Origin of the sequence: Rhizobium sp. BR 249, from assembly GCF_047445895.1 — a bacterium.
Lineage (GTDB): Bacteria > Pseudomonadota > Alphaproteobacteria > Rhizobiales > Rhizobiaceae > Rhizobium.
Map to the genome: position 1 here is coordinate 125,508 of NZ_JARWKX010000001.1, position 18,306 is coordinate 143,813.

General features: G+C 61.5%; 21 protein-coding genes and 1 tRNA gene. 9 read left to right on the plus strand and 13 right to left on the minus strand.

Annotation, left to right across the window (positions count from 1 at the left end; genetic code table 11):
• Nucleotides 1-567: 567 nt before the first annotated feature.
• Nucleotides 568-1,449, minus strand: a complete 882-nt coding sequence (locus QD408_RS00590) for an aldo/keto reductase (RefSeq protein ID WP_088684561.1) — start codon at nt 1,447-1,449, stop codon at nt 568-570.
• Between the two features lie 20 nt (nt 1,450-1,469).
• Between QD408_RS00590 and QD408_RS00595 the strand changes: the two genes are divergently transcribed.
• On the plus strand, nt 1,470-1,661 hold the full coding sequence (locus tag QD408_RS00595) for a hypothetical protein (RefSeq protein WP_141105666.1): 192 nt from the start codon (nt 1,470-1,472) through the stop codon (nt 1,659-1,661).
• A 74-nt stretch (nt 1,662-1,735) separates the two neighbouring features.
• Here the strand turns inward: QD408_RS00595 and QD408_RS00600 are convergent, their stop codons facing one another.
• Nucleotides 1,736-2,371: a TetR family transcriptional regulator gene (locus QD408_RS00600; protein WP_088684560.1), complete on the minus strand. Its 636-nt coding sequence runs from the start codon at nt 2,369-2,371 to the stop codon at nt 1,736-1,738.
• Between the two features lie 20 nt (nt 2,372-2,391).
• Nucleotides 2,392-3,063, minus strand: coding sequence for a class I SAM-dependent methyltransferase (locus QD408_RS00605; RefSeq protein ID WP_088684559.1), 672 nt, complete (start codon nt 3,061-3,063; stop codon nt 2,392-2,394).
• A gap of 237 nt (nt 3,064-3,300) precedes the next feature.
• Here QD408_RS00605 and QD408_RS00610 point away from each other — a divergent pair, with 237 nt between their 5' ends.
• On the plus strand, nt 3,301-4,272 hold the full coding sequence (locus tag QD408_RS00610; protein WP_088684558.1) for an SDR family oxidoreductase: 972 nt from the start codon (nt 3,301-3,303) through the stop codon (nt 4,270-4,272).
• Between the two features lie 30 nt (nt 4,273-4,302).
• On the opposite strand, the gene QD408_RS00615 is transcribed toward QD408_RS00610, so the two are convergent.
• The 4 genes from QD408_RS00615 to QD408_RS00630 all read right to left on the minus strand — a co-directional run bounded on the left by QD408_RS00615 (nt 4,303) and on the right by QD408_RS00630 (nt 6,194).
• A complete protein-coding gene (locus tag QD408_RS00615; protein WP_088684557.1) occupies nt 4,303-4,608 on the minus strand; it encodes a hypothetical protein in 306 nt (101 codons plus the stop codon).
• Between the two features lie 154 nt (nt 4,609-4,762).
• Nucleotides 4,763-5,134 carry a cell surface protein gene (locus tag QD408_RS00620; RefSeq protein WP_088684556.1) on the minus strand — a complete coding sequence of 124 codons (372 nt, stop codon included), beginning with the start codon at nt 5,132-5,134 and terminating at the stop codon, nt 4,763-4,765.
• A 201-nt stretch (nt 5,135-5,335) separates the two neighbouring features.
• Nucleotides 5,336-5,656: a hypothetical protein gene (locus QD408_RS00625; protein WP_414138003.1), complete on the minus strand. Its 321-nt coding sequence runs from the start codon at nt 5,654-5,656 to the stop codon at nt 5,336-5,338.
• A gap of 67 nt (nt 5,657-5,723) precedes the next feature.
• On the minus strand, nt 5,724-6,194 hold the full coding sequence (locus QD408_RS00630) for a hypothetical protein (protein ID WP_088684554.1): 471 nt from the start codon (nt 6,192-6,194) through the stop codon (nt 5,724-5,726).
• Between the two features lie 220 nt (nt 6,195-6,414).
• Between QD408_RS00630 and QD408_RS00635 the strand changes: the two genes are divergently transcribed.
• Nucleotides 6,415-7,014 (plus strand): TetR/AcrR family transcriptional regulator, encoded by a 600-nt coding sequence (locus QD408_RS00635; protein WP_414138004.1) that lies wholly within the window; start codon nt 6,415-6,417, stop codon nt 7,012-7,014.
• Between the two features lie 119 nt (nt 7,015-7,133).
• Nucleotides 7,134-7,421 carry a YciI family protein gene (locus QD408_RS00640; protein ID WP_088684552.1) on the plus strand — a complete coding sequence of 96 codons (288 nt, stop codon included), beginning with the start codon at nt 7,134-7,136 and terminating at the stop codon, nt 7,419-7,421.
• A 230-nt stretch (nt 7,422-7,651) separates the two neighbouring features.
• On the opposite strand, the gene QD408_RS00645 is transcribed toward QD408_RS00640, so the two are convergent.
• The 3 genes from QD408_RS00645 to QD408_RS00655 all read right to left on the minus strand — a co-directional run bounded on the left by QD408_RS00645 (nt 7,652) and on the right by QD408_RS00655 (nt 11,524).
• Nucleotides 7,652-7,728: transfer RNA gene (locus tag QD408_RS00645), tRNA-Arg, on the minus strand.
• Nucleotides 7,729-7,853: 125 nt separating this feature from the next.
• Nucleotides 7,854-9,374, minus strand: coding sequence for an ATP-binding protein (locus QD408_RS00650; RefSeq protein WP_088684551.1), 1,521 nt, complete (start codon nt 9,372-9,374; stop codon nt 7,854-7,856).
• 155 nt (nt 9,375-9,529) lie between these two features.
• Nucleotides 9,530-11,524 carry a methyl-accepting chemotaxis protein gene (locus tag QD408_RS00655; protein WP_088684550.1) on the minus strand — a complete coding sequence of 665 codons (1,995 nt, stop codon included), beginning with the start codon at nt 11,522-11,524 and terminating at the stop codon, nt 9,530-9,532.
• Between the two features lie 431 nt (nt 11,525-11,955).
• Here QD408_RS00655 and rpmH point away from each other — a divergent pair, with 431 nt between their 5' ends.
• The 4 genes from rpmH (at nt 11,956) to yihA (ending at nt 15,106) form a co-directional block, all read left to right on the plus strand.
• Nucleotides 11,956-12,090 (plus strand): 50S ribosomal protein L34, encoded by a 135-nt coding sequence (gene rpmH / locus QD408_RS00660; protein ID WP_008524438.1) that lies wholly within the window; start codon nt 11,956-11,958, stop codon nt 12,088-12,090.
• Between the two features lie 21 nt (nt 12,091-12,111).
• Nucleotides 12,112-12,513, plus strand: coding sequence for a ribonuclease P protein component (rnpA, locus tag QD408_RS00665; protein WP_088684549.1), 402 nt, complete (start codon nt 12,112-12,114; stop codon nt 12,511-12,513).
• Nucleotides 12,513-14,321 (plus strand): membrane protein insertase YidC, encoded by a 1,809-nt coding sequence (gene yidC, locus QD408_RS00670; RefSeq protein ID WP_088684548.1) that lies wholly within the window; start codon nt 12,513-12,515, stop codon nt 14,319-14,321. Before rnpA ends, yidC begins: the two co-directional genes overlap by 1 nt.
• A gap of 131 nt (nt 14,322-14,452) precedes the next feature.
• A complete protein-coding gene (gene yihA / locus QD408_RS00675) occupies nt 14,453-15,106 on the plus strand; it encodes a ribosome biogenesis GTP-binding protein YihA/YsxC (RefSeq protein ID WP_088684547.1) in 654 nt (217 codons plus the stop codon).
• 148 nt (nt 15,107-15,254) lie between these two features.
• On the opposite strand, the gene QD408_RS00680 is transcribed toward yihA, so the two are convergent.
• The 3 genes from QD408_RS00680 to QD408_RS00690 form a co-directional block, all read right to left on the minus strand.
• Nucleotides 15,255-15,809, minus strand: a complete 555-nt coding sequence (locus QD408_RS00680; protein WP_414138005.1) for a fasciclin domain-containing protein — start codon at nt 15,807-15,809, stop codon at nt 15,255-15,257.
• 207 nt (nt 15,810-16,016) lie between these two features.
• Complete coding sequence (locus QD408_RS00685) at nt 16,017-16,736, minus strand: anti-sigma factor domain-containing protein (protein WP_414138006.1); 720 nt, start codon at nt 16,734-16,736, stop codon at nt 16,017-16,019.
• A complete protein-coding gene (locus QD408_RS00690; RefSeq protein ID WP_088684544.1) occupies nt 16,733-17,272 on the minus strand; it encodes a sigma-70 family RNA polymerase sigma factor in 540 nt (179 codons plus the stop codon). Before QD408_RS00690 ends, QD408_RS00685 begins: the two co-directional genes overlap by 4 nt.
• Nucleotides 17,273-17,416: 144 nt before the next feature.
• On the opposite strand from QD408_RS00690, the gene argB reads away from it, so the two are divergent.
• Entirely contained in the window at nt 17,417-18,304 is an 888-nt protein-coding gene (gene argB, locus QD408_RS00695) for an acetylglutamate kinase (RefSeq protein ID WP_088684543.1), read from the plus strand.
• Nucleotides 18,305-18,306: the final 2 nt, after the last annotated feature.

Here is an 18,306-nt window from a genome sequence, read left to right on the forward strand (position 1 = left end):
CGTTCAAATAGTCCGACGACGCTTGCCGAGTCAAACCGGATGAGATGGAAAGCTTGAGCGGAAAAAGAAAAGAGCCTGGCGCGGGAGGAGGTGCGCCAGGCTCTTGATCCTGACTGACAACTGGGAGGAGGAGTGTTGTCAGTCCGATGTAAGAGCGCTTGGGAGGAGGAGTGCGCTGCTTACGAAGATAGTGATACCCCATTCATCTGATCGGGAATAGCGAAATTACCGCAATGCAGCAATGCACTGCGCGCAATGCTTGCCCTCAAAATGCCAAGTCGACGCCTCATTTTGCAGCATCTTTGACCGGATGGTCAAAGTTTGCCGAAAGATGCGGCAGCGGGGTAGCCCCTCATCCGCCTGCCGGCACCGACCGGGGCGAGCCACGGGTCTCGACCCGTCCTTCGGACCCCCGTAAACGGGGCGAAGGGACCATGCCGCACCCTTTCCGTTCCCCACCGACCTCTCGCAGGGCACGTCCCCTCGCCCCGCAAGCGGGGAGAGGGTTAGGGTGAGGGGCAATTGACACGCACAAACGCAACAGCAGCCGCAAGCTTGCATTGCCCCTCAAGCCGCCTTGAAGACCTTCCGACCCTCAGCGTCCAGTGCCGAGAATTCCTCTTCCGACAGCGTGATCTCAACCGCCGCGACATTTTCCTCGAGGTGTTTGACCTTCGAGGTACCGGGGATCGGCAGCATGACCGGGCTGCGCTTCAGCACCCAGGCGAGCGCGATCTGGCTCGGCGCGGCATTGTGCTTCCTGGCGATCGTATCGAGCAGCGAGCCCGGCTTGGCGAGATCGCCGGCGGCGAGCGGATACCACGGGATGAAGCCGATATTGTGCTTGGCGCAGTAATCAAGCACGTCCTCGCTGGTGCGATCGACGAGATTGTAGCGGTTCTGGACCGTTGCGACCTTGAAATGCTTCGAGGCCGCCTCGATGTCGGCAACCGACACTTCGCTCAGACCCGCGTGGCGGATGAGGCCGGCATCGAGCAGCGATTTGATCGCGTCGAATTGCTCCTTGGCCGGCACCTTCGGGTCGATGCGGTGAAGCTGCCAGAGATCGATCTGCTCAACCCCGAGATTGCGCAGGCTCTTATGCGCCTGCTGGATGAGATATTCGGGCCGGCCGACCGGCAGCCAGATATTGGGGCCGTGGCGGGTCAGCCCGCCCTTGGTGGCGACGACGGACTTGGCGCCATAGGGATGCAGGGCCTCCTTGATCAGCCATTCGGAGACATCCGGACCGTAGGAATCGGCCGTATCGATGAAGTTGACGCCGAGTTCCGGCAGGCGCTTCAGCGTTCGGATGGACTCGGCATGGTCGGCCGGCTCGCCCCAGATGCCTTCTCCGGTGACGCGCATGGCGCCGAAACCGAGACGATTAATCTCGATATCGCCGCCGATCCTGAAGGTGCCCGACTTGGCTGCGTTATGACTGGACATGATCTTTCCTCTCTTGATCAATGAAATCATTCAAAATCGTCGGCGAAGGCACGCTTTTGAGAAACGCAAGTTTCGAGTTTGCTGCCGTAGTGAAAAGCGATGCCGGCATGGTGATGACCGCCCATCGAGGTGATGTTGGGAATGTGGCGGCTGCGACGCTTGCAGATATAGGATGGAGCCGACCGGATAACAGTGATGGCGCGGAAAATTGAACTCGGCTCGGGAGCGCCTTCGTCTCATCTGGGTGAACGACTGGGCGATCATGCCGATCGTCGGATGACCTGCGTCAAAGCCTGGTCTTCGCCTCGTCGCCGAATTCCGCCAGTATCTTCCAAAGCCCGGCAACGGTCTCACGGGCGAAATCCTGCAGCGAGGCGCCCGGCGGGCGCTGCTGCCAGCGTTCACTACCGACGCGCATCGCGCCGATCACGATCGCCGCAAGGACGCGCATGCGGGGGGCCTCGCCGGGAACGTTTTTCTTGCGCAGAAGCAGCGCCTCGGCAAGCTTCTGTTCGAGCCTGGCATATTTCAGCTGATCACGGGCCTTCAGCGCGGGAGTGGAGAGAATGAGTTCATGAATCGCCAGGCTGCTCTCGTCTATGGACGCGATGAAGGTTGCGATCATTGCCGCCTCCACCGCCTCGATGGAAGATTCTTCCGCGGGCCTTGCCGCGACCGCCGCCATCAGGCGATCGGCAAAGGAATCCTGCCAGGCGAAAACGACCTCTTCCTTGGACGGGAAATAATCGAAGAAGCTGCGCTTGGAGACGTCGGCTGCCTCGGTGATATCCTCGATCGTCGTGGCGTCGAAGCCACGCTCCAGGAAGAGGGTCATGGCGGCCTGCTCAATGCGCTCGCGCGTCTGCCGCCGTTTGCGCTCCCGCCTGCCTTCCGTCGATTGCGTCCGCTTGCTCTCAGCCATTCCTGCCCGGCATCATGTGTTCAGCCGCCCGCTTCGTCGGAAAAGGCGGCGATATCCTCTATCTCGGTTTCGCTGCTACGATATCTCAGGCGCTCGCGCGAGAGCTCCAGCGGCTTGCGGCGGGAAATTCTGTAGACGGAGGCCGGCGGCAGGTTACGCACCGTGCCGCCGATGCGCACGGCCTTCAGGCCCAGGCGATCGAGGATCGGCCGCGGCACCGGGCAGCGCGGGCCATAGGTAAACTGATAGACGGCCCCGCCCGGCCGCATATAGGTGAAGGCGGCGGCAAGGATCGAAGCGATCTTGAGCGGCGACATGGACAGCAGCGGCAGGCCGCTGACGACGGCGCCAACCGGCTCGCCCTCGTAGAGGTCGGCCTGGGCGAGATGGGCGGCATCCATCTGCAGGACGCGCGCGGCCGGAAAACGGGCCTGCAGGGCGCCGATGAATTCCGGGCCGTATTCGATCAGCGTCAGATCGGATTCGCTGACGCCGCGCGCCAGAAGCGCCCGGGTGAAAACGCCCGTCCCCGGACCAAGCTCGATGATCGGCCCGTCCAGCGCCGCGATTTCGCTGGTCATGATCCTGGCAAGTGAATCGCCCGACGGCGCGATGGCGGCGACCCGAAGCGGGTTACTCACCCAGGAGCGGAAAAAATGCAGGAAATCCGAGCATGCGGTCTTTGCGATCATGATTATCCCACCCGTCTGAAATTCGATTGATTATGAATGCGACCATCGCGCCGAGCATGGCAATTCCAAGGCAAACCGACAATCGCTCTGCATAGATATCTCCCATGCGCTCCCGCAAAAGGCAATCAGCGCATTTTTGTATCTATTGTATTTTTGCATTTAGTGCAATATTTATGTTGGTGCACACGACGAAAAATGGCGCGACGGCATCTGCGGCTTCGAATGAGGAACACTGAGATGAGCAGTTGGACCACCGATCAGATACCGGATCAATCCGGCCGTACCGCCATCATCACCGGCGCCACCAGCGGCCTCGGCTACGAGACGGCCAAGGCCGTGGCCGGAGCCGGCGCCCGCGTCATCATCGCGTCGCGCAATGTGGAGAAGGGCGCGGCGGTGGTTGCCGAGATCCGTGCCGCCCATCCGCGGGCGGAAATCCGCTTCGAACCCCTCGACCTCGCAAGCCTTGCCTCGGTCGCCAATTGCGCCGAGCGCATTGCCGCTACTGCGCCGCAGATCGATCTTCTGATCAACAACGCCGGCGTCATGGCGATCCCGACGCGATATATGACGGAGGACGGGTTCGAGATGCAGCTCGGCGCCAATTATTTCGGCCATTTCGCGCTGACCTTGCGGTTGCTGCCGATCGTGCTCGCCGCGCCCGCGCCGCGCGTCGTCACCGTCAGCAGCCTGGCGCATCGCTCCGGCAGGATCAATTTCGACGACCTGCAATCCGAGCGGCACTACCGGCCGTGGGTCGCCTATTGCCAATCGAAACTTGCGACGCTGATGCTGGCGCTGGAGCTCGACGATCTCGCGCGCCGCCGCGGCTGGCACCTGAAGAGCAACGCCGCGCATCCGGGTTTTGCCATGACCGGCCTGCAGAGCGCCGGGCCTCGAATGGGCAAGGAAGGCCCCGTCCTCATCCAGCGGCTCAGCGAGCAGCTGGGCCCGGTCGCCTCGCAATCGGCGGCGGCGGGTGCGCTTCCCACCTTGTTTGCAGCGACGGCAACCCAGGCGGAGGGCGGCGTCATGTACGGTCCGGACGGTTTTTATGAAATGAAAGGTTCGCCGTCACGCGCAAAGATCGCTCCGGCCGGGCGTGAGAGGGCGGTCTGGCGCAGGCTGTGGGATGTTTCGGAACGGCTGACGGGTGTTTGCCTGGACGCAGAACTCCCCACCTTCGAGGAGCGAAAAAGGCGGTCCTGAGACCGCCTTCAGAGAAACGCCGCAACGTCCTCAGTAGTTGCAGCTGGAACTGCTGGTCGGGTTGAAGCCGAGTTTGCAATCCATGTTCAGCGGCTTCTTCGGGTTCATCATGTAAGGCGTGGGCGATCCCGCATTGTCCGAGCCGCGCTGACCGATCGAACCGGTCGTGCTCCTGTCGTGCTGAATCCTGGCGCCCTCCTGGGCAAGCGGACGCTCGGCAGCAGGCTGTTCGACCGCGCTCGACTGAAGGGGAGCCGCCCCGGCCGAGAAAGCCGAGAGGCCGAGGATTGCGCCGAAGGCAACGGCCGTCAGGCCGCTCTTGAAGATAGTGGTCATTGTCGTCTCCTTGGGAGGATTTACGGAATTTACGCCGACGAGTTAGGAAGCGGATTTGTCACATTCCACGGCGTCTCCAGGGAGGTCACAAACATGTGAGCGGCGCCTCGACAATGAAAAAGGCGGCTCCTCGCCGCCTCTTTCATTTGCCGGCTCAATAGCCGTTATCGCAGGGCATGCTGCCGGGACCGATCGATCCCGAAAACGTAGGGTTGCACATTGTCGGAGGTGCCGGCCTGTTCACCGGCAGGCGGACGATGGAGCCCGTGGTGCCGGCCTCGACGCTGAATGCGGCAAGCGGATACCAATAGCCGTCGGAATGGCGGCGGGTTCCGGGATGTTCGGTACGGAAGCCTCGATAGCCGTGCCAAATGCCGGCATGCGCTTCATTCTGCACCATTTTTACGTCGACGACGGCAGGCGCCGAAGCCAATTGGGCGGGCGCTGCCTGGGCCGGAAGGGCCGGCGCGAGAGCAAGAACGGCACAGATCGAGGCAGTGGAGAAAACAAGACTGGACATTTTCATGATAAACCCTCCTTCGTGGATTTATGTCAGGAAAATGCCTTCCCGGCCTGCCGGGTTCCGCCATTCGGCGCAACTTCCAAAACTCGTGATTGCAAGCGATCCGGCGTGATTGAATCGCTCAAAAACGTGAAAAGTCGCGATTGGAAGAAGCGTTCGAAGAGCCTTCAGGCAGGCTTGCCCCAAAACGTGAATTCTGCGTTCTCAATTCGCGTATAATGTCCGGTAGCCCTGGCCGGAGATGCAGGCCACATATTGCCTGTGGGCCGCGGCGCGCGCGATCGTTTCCGCTTCCAGCGCGTCGGCTTGAGCATATCCCGTCAGTTGGGCGCGCAGCTCATATTGCCTCTTCGCCTCGTTATACATGGCGTTGCCGTCGGTCACGCAGATGCTGTTCGCGACCGCGGGCGGATTGACCGGCACACCAATGGCCAAGAGCACGGGCTCGTTGGCATGGTCGATGCAGCCGGCAAGAGCCGTCATCATGGCCACGACACCCAAGGCCCGAAAAATTCCCACCGCCATGCATTCCTCCGGCTGAAGCGCCTCTGAGATCATCGACCCGCCAATACATGAGGAAGGTTGCGCGAAGCTAGGCTGGTGGAGAAAGCCGCTCATTGTTCCTGGCGTGGACGCTGAGCGATTTCGCCTGCCAAACAGACACCGCGATCCAGAAAAGCAGAAACATGGGGAGCGGCAGCAGGGTGCGCAGACCAAGCCAAACATCGGTTTCCGCGACGAGCGCCGCAACGCAGGTGATCATCACGATCAGAAACGCGCACCCCGCCAGGGAGCCGTAAGTTTGCCCCCATTGAGCAAACGACATCGGCGATCTTTTTTCCAGCAGCACGCTATCGGCATTTCCGACCCGCGCAGCAAGCACCGCAAAGATGATCCCGGCAGGCAAGAACCAGAGCGAGAGCCGCGCCTTGACCAAAAAATCGGTCTGTACGAGCAGCGAGCCGGCCAGATGAGACAGCCAGTAAGTGACTAGAGTGTTGAGCACCAACACCAAAATCGAACGCCACAATACGGCGCAGAAGATACGGAGAAAAATGATCATCGTTCAATGTCGAAATGGCAACGTGCTGCGACGGTATAGGCTGCCTCTGGAGATTGCAACCGGCCACATACCCCCTGCTCGATCGGCCAGGGAATGAGGGTTGCCACTGCCTGGAGAGCCCTGCCCTTGACTTCCCTAGGTCGATTGTCCTAGAAACTTCATTAGGGCAGTCGTCCTACGGCGCCGAGAAGCGCGTTGACGAAAATGAAGGAACCAACACTTGGGGGCAGCGATCACACGACTGCAAATTATCGAGGCTGCCGACCGGCTCTTTTATGAGAAAGGCTTCGAGGCTACGTCCTTCGCCGACATCGCGGCAGTCGTCGGCCTTTCGCGGGGCAACTTTTATTATCATTTCAGGACGAAGGACGAGATTCTCGGTGCCGTGATCGAACATCGCCTTTCAAAGACCAAGGAGATGCTCGACGCATGGGAGGCCGGGGCTGGAACCGCCGCCGAACGTATCCGTAGCTTCATCCATATCCTCATCGTGAACCAGGCGAAGATCATGGCGTATGGCTGCCCGGTCGGCACGCTTTGCAACGAACTCGCCAAGCTCGATCACATTGCCAAGAACGATGCGGCCAAGCTTTTCACTTTGTTTCGGGATTGGCTGTCGTGTCAGTTTGCGGCACTTGGCCGTGAAACCGACGCCGATGGGCTCGGCATGCACATCTTGATGCGGAGCCAGGGCGTCGCGGCGCTCGCGACCGCTTTCCGCGACGAGGCGTTCGTCCGCCGTGAGGTGGAAGACATGGACCAGTGGCTGGCAGCGCAGCAACCCGATCCAATCTCTCGTCCAAACACCGTTTCCGTCTAGAGTAATTCCAGCAAAAGTGTGCAGCGGTTTTGCGTCCGGAATTGCGTGAAAACAAATAGATAGAGCAATTCCGTGATTCGAAGAAAAGCGGAATTACTCTAGAATTCCTGAGGAGCACCATGTTCGTCGTCACACTCAAATTCTCTGCCAACAAAGCCAAAGCGCCTGCCTTGATGGAAGGACACAATAGCTGGATCAAGCAAGGCTTCGATGAGGGCATTTTCCTGCTGACAGGAAGCGTTCAGCCAAGCGCGGGCGGAGTGGTTCTCGCTCACAACACATCCCGCGCCGATCTCGAAACGCGTATTCAAGAAGACCCTTTCGTTGCAGAAGATGTCGTCACCGCTGACATTCTCGAGATTGCGCCCGGCCGCACGGATGACCGCCTGGCCTTTCTCAAGCCGTGAGAGCAGGTGACCGAGACGATCTCAGGTCCAGACGGGCAACCGTGTTTGCCGCTGGTGTGCCGCTACTCCAGAATTCATGCACCATCACGATAATGAGTGGGGATTTCCCGTCGATGATGACCGCCGCCAAGGCGTGGCTCGAATGTGGGAAGAGGAGTGATCACCGGAGATCGGTCAATAATGTTGCCCTAACGGCAAATTGCATGGCAATCGACACTGATAAAAGAGAATGGCGCACCCGAAGAGATTCGAACTCCTGACCCCCAGATTCGTAGTCTGGTGCTCTATCCAGCTGAGCTACGGGTGCGCTTGCAGAAGCGGCCGTGCCGCTTGCGTGGGCGGTTCTCTAAAGGGTCCTTTCGGACATTGCAAGAGCATTTCTGAAAAAATCGCGTGTTTGTCTGCCAGCGGCCGGCGGCTTGCGAATCCGTCTCACTTTTCCAGGTGGGCGCGGCTGCGGTAATCCTCCAGCGAAACCGGGCGATCGGGGATCTCGATGCGGAACTGCGTGCCGACCGTCGGTTTTTCCACAAGGGCGATCGTGCCGCCATGGGCGAGCACCAGTTCGCGGGCGATGGTGAGGCCGAGGCCGGTGCCGCCGGAGCGGGCGGAGCCGCGGAAGGCGGCAAAGAGGTTCTGGCGCGCCTTCAGCGGCATGCCGGGGCCGGTATCATCAACCGTGATGCTGACGACGCTGCCGACGCGCTGAGCGGCGACGGTGATGCGCCTGATGGAACCCGGGCCGCCCTCGCCCGGCGACGTCAGCGCCTGCAGCGCGTTGCGGCAGAGATTGTGAATGACGCGGAAAAGCTGCTCGCCGTCGGCATCGACCTCGAGGTCGACGCCGATCTGCTCCGTGAATTCGATGCCGCTCTGCGGATCGATCGCGAGCATGTCCTTGACGTCCTGGGTCAGCTCTAGAAGACGAACGTGGCGGCGGCGCGGCGCCGATTCGCTCGCCTTGCCGTAGGACAGCACCTCGGTCGTGTAACCGACGGCGCGGTCGATGGTGCGCAGCAGCTTCGGAGCGAAGCTCTTGACCATCGGATCGTCGACATCGACCAGCCGGTCCGACATCAGCTGCGCCGACGCCAGGATATTGCGCATGTCGTGATTGATCTTGGAAACAGCAAGCCCGAGAGCGGCGAGGTTCTTCTGCTGCTTCAGCGTCTTCTGCAGCTCCATCTGCATCGAGGTGAGGTTGCGGCCGGCGACCGCCAGCTCGTCGCGGCCGCCGTCGCCGATATAGATATGGGCCGGATTTTCCGGATCGGAGGAGAATTGCTGCATGCTGCCGGTCAGCCGGCGGATCGGGCCGATGAGGATGCGGTTGATCGCAAAGAAGATCAGCGTCGCCGTGAAGAGCGAGATCAGCACCGACAGCAGCAGCACGTTGCGCGAATAGTAGAACATCGCCCTGCGCAGCGGCTTTTCCTTCATCACCACCTCGACGCCGGTGCTGGTTTCGCCGACGGGGCCGTAGACGCGGATCAACCGGTTGCCGCCGAAGATCAGCGTATCGAGCGCATCGCCTATCGCCGTCAGCGGCGGCACGTCGGTCAGATCGTAGGCTTCGTCGACCGAGGTCGGCATATCCGTCGTCGCCAGCAGCCGCGAGGTGCCGTCCTTGCGCAGCACGATCGCCTTCGTGCCGGTTGCTTCCAGCGTCTCCTTCTGCAGGGCGCGCGGCAGCTCGATCGGCTGCAGCCCGTCGATGACGATGGCGGCTGCGGCGGCCGTGTTCAGCCTGTCCTGCAGCCAGCGCAGACGCATGCTGGCCACCGAGGGAAAGAAGATCAGGATTTCGGCGAGCATGATGAAGAAGACGGTGAGCCAGAGCAGCTTGCCGGACAATCCGCCGAACAGACCGGCGGAAGGGCAGCGCCCCTTGGCAGCCTCGCCGGCCGCCGGGATTTCCGCCGAAGGATTATCGCCCTGATCTTGAACCGGCATTTTCGTCTCGCCCGATCGGCGGCGCGGCCGCCCTTACCGTTGGAGCTCTATATTAGACCAAGATGCTCCGCTTTCAAATCTTTGCGAGCAGCGGCAAGTCGTCACAAAAAAACGCCGCCCGGAGGCGGCGTTCAACGACACATATTCCGAAGAGATCAGAATTCTTCCCAGCTCTGTTCGGCCGCAGCGGCATTGCCGCCGAAGGCGCGGGCGACCTTGCCGATCGCCCGGCGGGCGGGCGAAGCGACGGGCTTGTGCGCCTCGGTGCGGGCAAGCGTGACGGGTGCGGCCGCATTCGACAGCTTGAAGCGCGCAATGAGGTGCACCAGCCCGTTGGCTTCGGCCGAAAGCCTATGGGTGGCGGCGGATGTTTCCTCCACCATCGCGGCGTTCTGCTGCGTGACCTGGTCCATCTGGTTGACGGCGGTGTTGACTTCCTTGAGGCCGGTCGACTGTTCGCGGGCGGCCGTCGCGATCGAATGGATATGATCGTTGATGGCGATGACGCGGGTGCCGATCTCCGAAAGCGCCTCGCCGGTCGCCTGGACGAGCTTGACGCCGATCTGCACTTCGTCGCCCGACTTGGTGATCAGCGCCTTGATGTCCTTGGCGGCGGTCGCCGAGCGCTGGGCAAGCTCGCGCACTTCCTGCGCCACCACCGCGAAGCCCTTGCCGGCCTCGCCGGCGCGCGCGGCTTCCACGCCGGCGTTGAGCGCCAGCAGGTTGGTCTGGAAGGCGATCTCGTCGATGACGTTGATGATCTGGCTGATTTCGCGCGAGGCCTGCTCGATGCGGCCCATGGCCTCGACGGCATTGCGCACGACGACGCCGGAGCGGCCGGCATTCTCCTTGGCTTCGGACACCATGATGGTCGCCTCATGCGCCCGCTCGGTGGAATTCTGGACGACGGCGGTGATCTCATCGAGGGCCGCCGAGGTCTCTTCGAGGGCGGCAGCCTGCTGCTCGGTGCGCTTTGACAGGTCGTCGCTCGCATTGCGCAGCTCTGCCGTATTGCCGTTCATCGCTTCCGTCGTGTCGCGCACTTCACGCATCGTCGCCTGCAGCGTCACGAAGGTATTGTTGACGTTCTGCTGCAACTCGGCGAAGGCGCCCTGGAAGCTGCCGTTCATCGTCTGGGTGAGGTCGCCTTCGGCAAGGCTTGCGATGACACGGCGGGTCTCGCCGATGCCGGCATCGACGCTCGACAGCAGCGTGTTGATGTTGCCGGCGAACCGGTTGAGGTTCTCGTCCTCGTAATCCTTGCTGATGCGGTGGCCGAAATCGCCTGCGGCAGCGGCAGCGACGACGACGGACATGCTGGACTGCAGATCGTCGCTCTTGGCGCGCATCGCGGCTTCCTGAGCGTTCAAGCGCTTGACGGCAAGGCCATTCTGCTTGAAGACCGCAACCGCCGCGGCCATCTCGCCGATTTCGTCCTGGCGGCCGGCGAAAGGAACGTCAGCTTCGAAATTGCCGTCCGCAACCTCCTTGATCGCATGCGTGACGCGCTTGATCGGGCGGCTCAGATGGCTGGTGCCGATATAAAAGCCCATGCCGATGCCGACCGCGATGCCGATGCCGGTGATGCTGAGGACCAGCATCAGGATCCAAGACCGGAAGCTCTCGATCTCGGCGTTGACGGCTTCGAGCGCTGCCTTGTCGGTGGTAACGACCGCATCGATCTCGGCCTGAAATGCCTTGCGATTGGCGCGGTTGGCGTCGTTATTGCCCTGTTGGCTGGCTGCCTCGGGGCCGACCTCGGTGCCGAGGCGGGCCGTTTCGGTGCGGAAGGTGCGGAATTCGGCCGCACGGGCGACGAGCTTGGCGAAAGTCTCCTTCTCGCTGTCGGGAACGAGCGGCGTCCAGCCCGCGATGACCTTATCGATCTCGTCGAGGCCGGCCATCAGGCCCTTGGCAAAGTTCGGCGTATCCTTGATCGTCTTGGCCGCATAGATGCCGCGCGATTCCATGACCACGGCCGTGACGAAACGGTTGAGGCGCTCGCCGGCATAGGCCCGGGCGGCGGCCTCTTCGTAGGCCGTAAGATTGCGACTGTATTCGTGCATGGCGGACAATGCCGTTGCGCCGATCAGAAGCGCCACCGCGCCCATCACAGAAACCAGCAGATTGATTTTGGCGCGGATCTTCAATGCAATGCCCCCTAGCTCCGACACGGGCCCGGAAAGCAAATCTCCGGCCGACGCGCCCAACATCGGCTAAATTTATTAAAGTTGTCTTCAATGTTTACGATTGCGACGACGAAATTCCGTCCATCCAGACACCTGCCGACGCTCATTCACCCGGCAAAATGGCGCGGCGGCAGGAGGTAAACCTGGAAGAGCAACAAGGGCTGCAACCATCTCGGGCCGCCGCCATTTCTTAACACCGGCGTGCGAAAAATTGCGGCATGACCGGCGGCCCGCGGGAAATCGGCTGGTATAATTGACTTTCCCAGGCTTCATCCGTATAAGCCGCCGCACGTCCGGTCATTCAAGGTCTTTCATGACCTCGCCCGTTCGAAAAACAACGCTCCTTGCATATGCAAATTCAAGAAGGGCCGCACTCCGCGGTGTTTAAATAAATGAAGCGTACCTACCAACCATCCAAGCTTGTCCGCAAGCGTCGCCACGGCTTCCGTGCGCGCATGTCTACGAAGGGTGGCCGCAAGGTCATCGCTGCCCGCCGCGCGCAGGGCCGCAAGCGTCTCTCGGCCTAAGGCCGGGTTGCCCGAGAAGAGATGGCGGGCGAATTGACGACCAAAGAACAGAAAAACACTGTCGGGCGGCTGAAGAGCCGCCCGCAGTTTCTTGCCGTGCGCGAAGGCGAAAAACGCCGCGGCGGCCTCTTCCTCCTCGAAGTCCTCGACCGGAGGGAACCCGACAGCCAGGCGCGCGTCGGTTTTACAGTCACCAAAAAACACGGCAACGCGGTCGAACGGAACCGCATGCGGCGGCGCCTGAAAGAGGCGGTGCGGCTTCATGCAGGGTTTGCAATGCAGCCCGGACACGACTATGTGGTTGTCGCGCGCAGGGACGTGCTTGAGGCGTCCTTCAAAGAATTGGCCGCGGAACTGAAATCCCGCGTGGAAACCAGGCCGAAACACCGGCGCTCCGGAGACGGACGCCCCAGGAACGTATGATGGAAAACAACCGCAATTACTTCATTGCGATCGCTCTCTCGGTGCTGATCGTCCTCGGCTGGCAGTTTCTTTACATGAATCCGCGCATCGAGGCCCAGCGGAAGGCACAGGAAGCCCAGAAGGCGCAGCAGCAGACCGAGCAGGCTCAGCAGCCCGCCGCAGGCGGCCAGGCGCCGGCCCAGACGAGCGGTGCAGCACCTTCCGGCCAGGCACCTTCCGGCCAGGCGGTCGCGACGGCGACGCTCGAGCAGGCGCTCGCAAAAACGCCGCGCATTGCCATCGATACGCCCGCGCTTTCCGGCTCGATCAACCTTGCCGGCGCCCGCCTCGACGACCTGAAGCTCAAGGGCTATCACGAGACCGTCGACGACTCGAGCCCGATCATCACACTGTTCAGCCCGGCGGAAACCAAGGACGGCTATTTCACCGAACTCGGCTATATCGGCAGCGAGGCGACAGGCGCCGTTCCCGGCCCCACGACGCTCTGGACGGCGCCCGAGGGCGCCAAGCTCACCGAAAAGACGCCGGTGACGCTGTCCTACACCAACGACAAGGGCCTGACGTTTACCCGGACCATCTCCGTCGACGACCGCTACATGTTCAGCGTCGCCGACAAGATCGAGAACACCGGACAGGCCGCCGCCTCGCTCTCCTCCTACGGCCGCGTGACGCGCTACAACAAGCCGACGACGCCGTCGGTCTACGTTCTGCATGAAGGCTTCATCGGCGTCATCGGCGACGACGGCCTCATCGAAACCAAATACAGCGCCGTCGAAAAGGAAGCCGTGGCCCCTGCAAAGTCCACCGGCGGCTGGCTCGGCATCACCGACAAATACTGGGCCGCGACGATCGTTCCGCCGCAGAGTTCCGCTTATGAAGCGCACTTCTCGCATTTCGCCGACGGTCAGCCGCGCTATCAGGCCGACTACAAGGACGACGCCTTCACCGTTGCGCCCGGCCAATCGATCGAACTGAAGAACCTCGTCTTCGCCGGCGCCAAGGAAGTGCCCGTCATCGACGGCTACGAGGCTTCCTATTCGATCCCGAAGTTCGACCGGCTGATCGACTGGGGCTGGTTCTATTTCATCACCAAGCCGATGTTCAAGCTGATGGACTTCTTCTTCCGCTACTTCGGTAATTTCGGCGTGGCGATCCTGTGCACCACCATCGTCGTCAAGCTGTTGTTCTTCCCGCTCGCCAGCAAGCAGTATGCCTCTATGGCGAACATGAAGCGCATGCAGCCGAAGATGGAGGAGCTGAAGGCGAAATTCGGCGACGACCGCATGGGGCTGCAGCAGGCGATGATGCAGCTTTACAAGGAAGAGAAGATCAACCCGATCGCCGGCTGCTGGCCGGTGGCGCTGCAGATCCCGATCTTCTTCTCGCTCTACAAGGTGATCTACATCACCATCGAGATGCGGCATGCGCCGTTCTTCGGCTGGATCCAGGACCTTTCGGCGCCCGATCCGACGACGATCGTCAATCTGTTCGGCCTGCTGCCCTTCGAGGCGCCGACCATCCTGCATCTCGGTGTCTGGCCGCTGGTCATGGGCATTACCATGTTCGTGCAAATGCGCATGAACCCGACGCCGCCCGATCCGACGCAGGCGATGATCTTCAACTGGATGCCGCTGGTGTTCACCTTCATGCTGGCAAGCTTCCCGGCCGGCCTCGTCATCTACTGGGCCTGGAACAACACGCTCTCGGTGCTGCAGCAGTCGGTGATCATGAAGCGCCACGGCGTCAAGGTTGAACTCTTCGACAATCTGAAGGGCCTCTTCCGACGAAAGGCGGCGCCATCGAAATGACGCTCCTAAGCCCCGCTCCGGCGGGGCTTTTCGTTTTCAGCCAGTCCGCAAACGGCTCCCGAAGCTTGACATCTGCCTGCAAAACCACGAAGCCCGGTAGGAAATCGAACCCGAGGATTACTGAGCCCCGCATGCCCGAAACCGAAAAGCCGCTCTTCGGCCACCCCTGGATCTTCATCCGCGGCGTACCGTCGCTCAACTTCCTCCCGCCGGAAGGGCCGTTGGAAGTGGCCTTTGCCGGGCGCTCGAATGTCGGCAAATCGTCGCTGATCAACGCGCTGGTCGGGCAGAAAGGCCTTGCGCGCACCTCGAACACGCCGGGGCGCACGCAGGAACTCAATTATTTCGTTCCGGACGGCTATTCCGGCGAGGGCAGCGACCTGCCGCCCATGGCGATCGTCGACATGCCGGGCTATGGTTATGCGCAGGCGCCGAAGGAGCAGGTCGATAAGTGGACCAAGCTCGTCTTCGATTATCTGCGCGGCCGCGCGACACTGAAGCGCGTCTATGTGCTGATCGACAGCCGCCACGGTATCAAGAAGAACGACGAGGACGTGCTGACCCTGCTCGACAAGGCCGCCGTCTCCTATCAGGTTGTGCTGACCAAGACGGACAAGATCAAGGCGCCGGCCGTGCCGAAGCTGCTTGCCGAAACGGCGGACAAGATCCGCAAGCGCCCCGCCGCCTATCCCGCGGTGCTGTCCACCTCGTCCGAAAAGGGCGACGGGTTGGATGATCTGCGCCAGGCGATCGCCGAAACCGTCGGTATCGCCCACTGGAAATAAAAGGGGCGCCCGAAGAGCGCCCCTGCACCTGCCGATACTAAAGCGCGTCGCGATCTTTCAGATTCGCTCCTCGCGCTTTCGGTCTTTTGTTTTTACGCATGTCGTTATCGCAAACCGCCGCACACTTTTGCGCGACATGCTCTAAGCCTTACATCTTCGGCAGCAGCACCTTGTCGACGACGTGGATGACGCCGTTCGACTGCTTGACGTCGGCGATCGTCACATGGGCGACATCGCCGTTTTCATCGGTCAGCGTGATCTTGCCCATGTTTTCCCTGGCTTTCAGCACGCAGCCGCCGACGGTCTTGATGTCGTGCTCGCCGCCGTCATCCTTGATCATCTTGGCCACGGTCTTGGCCATCGCATCGGCCGCAACGACATGGCAGGTCAGCACCTTGGTGAGCGTGGCCTTGTTTGCCGGCTTCAGCAGCGTGTCGACCGTGCCTTTCGGCAGGGCAGCGAAGGCTTCGTTCGTCGGCGCAAACACGGTGAAGGGGCCTTTGCCCTCGAGCGTGCCGACCAGGCCGGCGGCCTTGACGGCTGCGACCAGCGTCGTGTGATCCTTGGAATTCATGGCGTTTTCGATGATGTTCTTGCTGTCGAACATCGCCGCGCCGCCGACCATCGGGTTTTTCGAGGCAGCAAAGGCGACTGCCGACAGAGCGGTGGCGAGCGCGAAGCCGCGCAATACGGACTTGATCATGGTTTTCTCCCATGCAGCGCCGCGCGTCTTTCAGACGCGCAAAGGACGCTGCAACACTTTGAGTTGCTGCATAATTTGTCCTTAAATCGATTTCCGATTTAAGGAATTATGCAGGCCGGGACCATCCGCCGGCTTCATGCCTCAGCGTCGTCCGGACATTACGAACTACGGAGGTCCGCGCAGAAGAGTTTCAGAGGGAGAAATGATTTATGGGCGGCGCACTTTACCGCTTGCGATGACAGGGCCGGTCGCCTGTCCCGTCGGAGAGCCGCCGAAGGGTTCGAGGCTGACGGCAAGAGTGGCGCCGTCGGCTATCCGACCGCGCAGTTCGGCCGGAATGACGAGCTCTCCACCTGCGCCCGGCTGGAAGATGCCGAGCGATTTCGGCATGCCGCTGCCCTGCAACAGCCAGAGCTCCAGCGATTTCTCCTCCGGCTTGCCGGCAGCGACCGGCACGATCTTCAGCCGGCCGCTCTGGGTTTCGTAGGCGGCGCGCAGATTGATCGCGTTGTTTTCGCCCGAAAGCTCGGCCACCAGAGGCGTCGGTCCCTCCGGCTGCGGCACCACGCCGGAGGCGAAGATGACGGCGCTGACGGCGACGACGATGCAGGCAAAAGCCAGCGAGCGCCAGAAGACGGCGGAATTCCAGAGCCCTTGCGAGAAGGATGGGCTCTTTTCGCCCTCGCCGAAAAGGCGCGCCTCGATCTGCTTGAAGGTCTCGCGGCTCGGGGCGACGCCCTCATATTCGTCGTTGAAGGCGGAAAGGTTGGTTTCCCAGCGGCTGACGATCGCAGCGAAGGTCCGATCGTGACGCATCCGCTCTTCCACCACCCGACGATCCGGGAGCGACAGGACGCCGAGCACATATTCGCCGGCGAGAACCTCGTCACGGGAGCGGTTTCCCTTGCTTTTGTCGGGCGATGTCATCGTTCCATGCACTCTCTCAGTTTCAAGAGGCTGCGCCTGAGCCAGGTCCGCATCGTGTTCAGCGGAACACCAAACTGATCGGCCAGTTCCTGATAGCTCAGCCCTTCGACATAAGCCCGTTTCACCGCGACCGCCCGATCAGCTTCCAACTCTTCCATGCAGGTGTCAATCCGCCTTCCTTCATCCTTTATGGCTGTCTGTCTTTCCGGGTCGGGTGCGGCATCGGCAAGATCGTAGGCGCTGTCCAGTTCGTCGGCGATCGGCTTGCGCGCCCGCAGCACGTCGATCGCGCGATTGCGTGCAATCGCCGCCAGCCAGACGGAGGGCGAACCCGAAGCCGCCGAGAAGCTCGCCGCCCGCTGCCAGATGCTGATATAGACTTCCTGCAGGGCTTCCTCGGCCTCCGGGCGATCATTCAAGATACGCAGGCAGATCGCGAAAAGTTTCGGTCCGGTCTGGTTGTAGAGGGCAACGAAGGCCCTGCGGTCGCCGAGCGCGACGCGGCCGATTAGGTCTGCGATCTCATTGCCTTGCATGCCGTTCCTCATATCGTGCTCGCAACGAGCCGAAGAGCGAAGTGCTCCGGTTCAGCGCCACATACGAAAAACTATTGCGTGCTGGATTATTCCCTCTGTCAGAAACTTGGGATAAAAGGCCGCGATCAATTCTGCGGGGTCCCCATGAACGAGTCCGAAAGCGAAATCCAGGCACGTCTTCTCGCACAGGCGCTGCCCTTCATGCAGCGCTATGAAAACAAGACGATCGTCGTGAAATATGGCGGGCACGCGATGGGCAATCCCGAGCTCGGCAAGGCCTTTGCCAGCGACATCGCACTGCTGAAGCAGTCGGGCGTCAACCCGATCGTCGTTCATGGCGGCGGGCCGCAGATCGGCGCCATGCTGAACAAGATGGGCATCGAATCGAAATTCGAGGGCGGGCTTCGCGTCACCGATCAGAAGACGGTCGAGATCGTCGAGATGGTGCTCGCGGGCTCGATCAACAAGGAGATCGTCGCGCTCATCAACCAGACCGGCGAATGGGCGATCGGCCTTTGCGGCAAGGACGGCAACATGGTCTTCGCCGAAAAGGCGCGCAAGACCGTGAAGGATCCGGATTCGAACATCGAGCGCGTGCTCGATCTCGGCTTCGTCGGCGAAGTGGTCGAGGTCGACCGCACGCTGCTCGACCTTCTCGCCCGCTCGGAGATGATTCCGGTCATCGCGCCGGTGGCGCCGGGCCGCGACGGCGCGACCTACAATATCAACGCCGATACCTTTGCCGGCGCCATTGCCGGTGCGCTGAACGCCACGCGTCTGCTGTTCCTGACGGATGTGCCCGGCGTTCTCGACAAGAACGGCCAGCTCATCAAGGAACTCTCGGTCGCCGAAGCGCATGCGCTGATCGCCGACGGCACCATCTCGGGCGGCATGATTCCCAAGGTCGAAACCTGCATCGATGCGATCAGGGCCGGCGTCCAGGGCGTCGTCATCCTGAACGGCAAGACCGCCCATTCCGTCCTGCTCGAAATCTTCACCGAGCACGGCATCGGCACACTGATCGTTCCCTGATC